The organism is Catonella sp. (genome assembly GCF_052173895.1).
Taxonomy (GTDB): domain Bacteria; phylum Bacillota; class Clostridia; order Lachnospirales; family Lachnospiraceae; genus Catonella.
Genome location: NZ_JBQMXS010000083.1, coordinates 1 through 3,950, shown reverse-complemented (window position 1 = coordinate 3,950; position 3,950 = coordinate 1). Strand labels below are relative to the sequence as shown.

The 3,950-nt window shown below is 35.6% G+C and carries 3 protein-coding genes; all 3 read left to right on the top strand.

Features of this window, described 5'->3' with window-relative positions; translation table 11 throughout:
• Positions 1–227: 227 nt before the first annotated feature.
• Genes ACTTG8_RS09845 through ACTTG8_RS09835 form a run of 3 tightly spaced genes read left to right on the top strand, consistent with a single transcriptional unit; the run spans position 228 to position 3,935 of the window.
• Positions 228–527 (top strand): DUF1292 domain-containing protein, encoded by a 300-nt coding sequence (locus ACTTG8_RS09845; RefSeq protein WP_442561933.1) that lies wholly within the window; start codon positions 228–230, stop codon positions 525–527.
• 27 nt (positions 528–554) lie between these two features.
• Entirely contained in the window at positions 555–2,018 is a 1,464-nt protein-coding gene (gene gltX / locus ACTTG8_RS09840; RefSeq protein WP_442561932.1) for a glutamate--tRNA ligase, read from the top strand.
• Positions 2,019–2,078: 60 nt separating this feature from the next.
• A complete protein-coding gene (locus ACTTG8_RS09835; protein ID WP_442561931.1) occupies positions 2,079–3,935 on the top strand; it encodes an ATP-dependent helicase in 1,857 nt (618 codons plus the stop codon).
• Positions 3,936–3,950: the final 15 nt, after the last annotated feature.

The window sequence follows — 3,950 nt, the reverse complement described above, 5'->3', positions numbered from 1 at the left end:
GCAACATTTCGAATTGCAAAAAAATTTAAGGATAGTAGGGTGGATATAGAGATTATAGTGAAGGCGACAGGGCTTACCAAGGAGCAGGTAGAAGCACTGTAAAATACATTTAATTTTCTTATTTTCCAAATCAACAATTTGTGTTATAATGTGAACACTTAATGAGAATACATCAAATTTAGTACATATGATGTATTATTATGGCATAGAATTAAATGGAGGTGGTTATGACTGCAGAGGAGTTTAAAAACCTGCCTTATATGGTAATTCCTATTGAACTGGAAGAGGGTAAGGTTGTTCACTGTGAAGTGTTGTCTATTTTTCCGGTAGATGGGAAACAATATATTGCACTTATAGATAAGGATAACGAAGATAGTGAAATTTGGCTGTACAGGTTTGTTCCTGTTGGAGCAGAAGACTTCAACATAGAGGATATTGAAAGTGATAAGGAATTTGAGAAGGCAGAAGATTATTTTAATCAGATGGTAGAATCAGCTGAAATAGATACTATCATTGATGAAAAATAGAAAGATTAATACACAGGAGATAAGATAATGAAACAAGTAAGAACAAGATACGCACCAAGCCCAACAGGAAGAATGCATGTAGGCAATTTAAGGACAGCTTTGTATGAGTTCCTTATAGCAAAGCACGCAGGAGGAGCATTTCTTCTTAGAATAGAGGATACGGATCGAGAGAGATTCGTGCCGGAAGCGTTGGATATCATATATAATACAATGAAGGCGACAGGACTTAAGCATGATGAGGGACCGGATATAGGAGGCGATTATGGTCCTTATGTGCAGAGCGAAAGGCAGGAAACAGGTATTTATATAAAGTATGCAAAGGAACTTGTAGAAAAAGGAGAAGCTTACTACTGTTTTTGTACTAAGGAGAGACTTGAAAGTTTAAAACAGACTATAGATGGTAAAGAAGTAATGGTTTATGATAAGCATTGCCTCCATCTTCCAAAAGAAGAAATAGAAAAAAATCTTGAAGAAGGCAAGCCTTATGTAATAAGGCAGAATATTCCAAGAGAGGGTACAACTACATTTAAGGATGAAGTTTATGGAGAAATCACTGCTCCAAATGCAGAACTTGATGATCAGGTACTTATAAAGTCAGATGGATACCCAACATACAATTTTGCTAATGTAGTAGATGATCACCTTATGGGAATAACTCATGTAGTGCGTGGAAATGAGTATCTTTCATCTACACCTAAGTATAACAGGCTTTATGATGCTTTTGGTTGGGACATACCTACTTATATTCATTGTCCGCTTATAACTAATGAAGAACATCAGAAACTTTCAAAGCGTAGCGGACACAGTTCATACGAAGACCTCATTGAGCAGGGGTTTGTTCCGGAGGCGGTAGTAAACTTCATTGCTTTATTAGGTTGGAGTGCAGAGAGCGGAACTGAAATTTTTGATCTTGAAGGACTTATAAGAGAGTTTGATTATACCAGAATAAATAAATCTCCGGCTGTATTTGATATGGTTAAGCTACGTTGGATGAATGGTGAGTATCTTAAGGCTATGGACTTTGACAGATTTTATGAGATGGCACTTCCATACCTTAAAGAGGTTATAACAAAGGATCTTGACTTTAAGAAAATAGCAGAGCTTGTAAAAACAAGAATAGAAGTTTTACCTGATCTTAAGGAACATATAGATTTCTTTGAGGAACTGCCTGATTATGATATAGCAATGTATACCCATAAAAAGATGAAGACAAGTAGTGAGAGTTCTTTAGAGGTACTTCGTGAACTTTTACCTTTACTTGAGGCAAATGATGACTACTCAAGAAATGGGGTAGAGTCTGTACTTATGGGTTATATTCAGGACAAGGGTATAAAGAACGGGCAGGGACTTTGGCCAATTAGAACTGCTGTTTCCGGCAAGCAGATGACACCGGGCGGTGCTTATGAGATTATGGAAATTTTAGGCAAGGAAGAAAGCCTTAGGAGAGTAAGAATAGGAATAGATAAACTTAGCAAGGCAGTAGAGGGCTGATATAATATATTAAAAGGGGTTATCATTTGGATAGCCCCTTTTAGATAAGTAGGAGGAAATGTGGAATATAGTAAACCACAGTTAGAGGCAGTACGACATACAAATGGACCGATGATGGTGCTGGCAGGGCCGGGATCCGGTAAGACAGCTGTAATTACAGGTAGGGTAAGGCATCTTTTAGAGGAAGTGAAGATAATTCCGCAGACAATCCTTGTTATAACTTTCACAAAGGCAGCAGCAGTTGAAATGAAGGAAAGATTTGTAAAATTGATGGGTGAGCCTAAAGGAGTGCAGTTTGCTACCTTTCACTCAGTCTTTTTTACTATATTAAGGGTGTCTTATGGCTATGGAGTAGACCAGATAATTACGGAGGAAATGTCCAGGAATTTTTTGAAAGAAAAAATTAGGGAATTAAACTTAGAAGAAGGCGATGAAAAAGATTTTATCAAAAATATTATCGGAGAAATAAGCAAAGTAAAATCTGAAGGGGTGGAAATAAATAATTATTATTCACTGAATTGTCCTGAAGAAGTCTTTAGAGATATTTTTAAGTCTTATGTAGCCTTTATGAAAGAAAGAGGACTGATTGATTTTGATGATATGATGCTTTTGTGCGATAAGCTGTTTAATGATTATCCACATATTCTTAGAGCATGGCAGAGTAAGTTTCAATATATCCTTATAGATGAGTTTCAAGATGTGTCAAGGCTACAGTTTGAACTGGTAAGAAAGATGGCACAACCTCATAATAATATCTTTATAGTTGGAGATGATGATCAGAGCATATATCGCTTTAGGGGAGCTAAGCCTGAGATAATGCTTGGTTTTGAAAAAATTTATCCTAATTGTAAAAAAGTGCTCTTGAATGAGAATTATCGTTCTACGGAATCAATTCTAAATTTTGCAGGAAGTGTAATTCATAAAAATAAACAGCGTTTTGATAAAAAAATAATAGCAGCAAAAGGAATAGTAGGTAATTTACCGGTTATAAAAAGTTTTTCAGATAGAAAGGCAGAAGACACAGAGATAGTAAAAAATATAATTAAGTCACATGAAAATGGTATTCCATTTTCTGAAATGGCAATAGTATATAGAACTAATGTTATAGCAAGACCAATAGTTGCAAAACTTATCGAGTATAATATTCCGTTTGTAATGAAGGAGATGGCTCCAAGCATTTACAATCATTTCATAGCTAAAAATATAATGGATTATTTAGAAATAGCGAATGGAGATAAGACAAGAGCAAGATTTTTAAATATAATGAACCGTCCGAATCGTTATCTTACAAGAGAGAGCCTTGCAGATGCCGTATTTTTAAATAAGAATAAAACTGAGTATGTAAGTTTTTTGAAATGGACGGATGCTTACAAGGGAAGGAATTGGATGGCAGAGAGAATAAACACTCTTCAGTTTCATCTTGCAAAACTCTCTGAACTTTCCCCTTTCGGTGCTATTCACTATGTAAGAAAGGTAATCGGTTATGATAAATTTTTGACAGAGTATGCAGATGAAAGACATATTGATACCGATGAACTCTTTGATATTTTAGAGGAGATAGAAGAAACTGCTAAGCCTTATAATACCCTTAATGAATGGAAAGAGAATATTGAAGAGTTTAACAAAAAGCAAAAAGAGGAGTTTGAGAAAAATAAAAATAGTGACAGGGATGCAGTAGTTATTTCTACCATGCATGGCTGTAAGGGACTGGAGTTTGAAAAGGTTTACATCCCTGAAGTGATAGAGGGAGTAATTCCTTACAAGAAGGCTATAAGACAGTCAGACATCGAGGAAGAGAGAAGGCTTTTTTATGTGGCTATTACAAGGGCAAAGAAGGAGCTTATGATTACCTATCCTAAAAATTTGTATGGGAAGGATAAGGAAGTTTCGCCGTTTTTGAGGGAGTATTTGAGGTAGGAGAGAATAAATAAA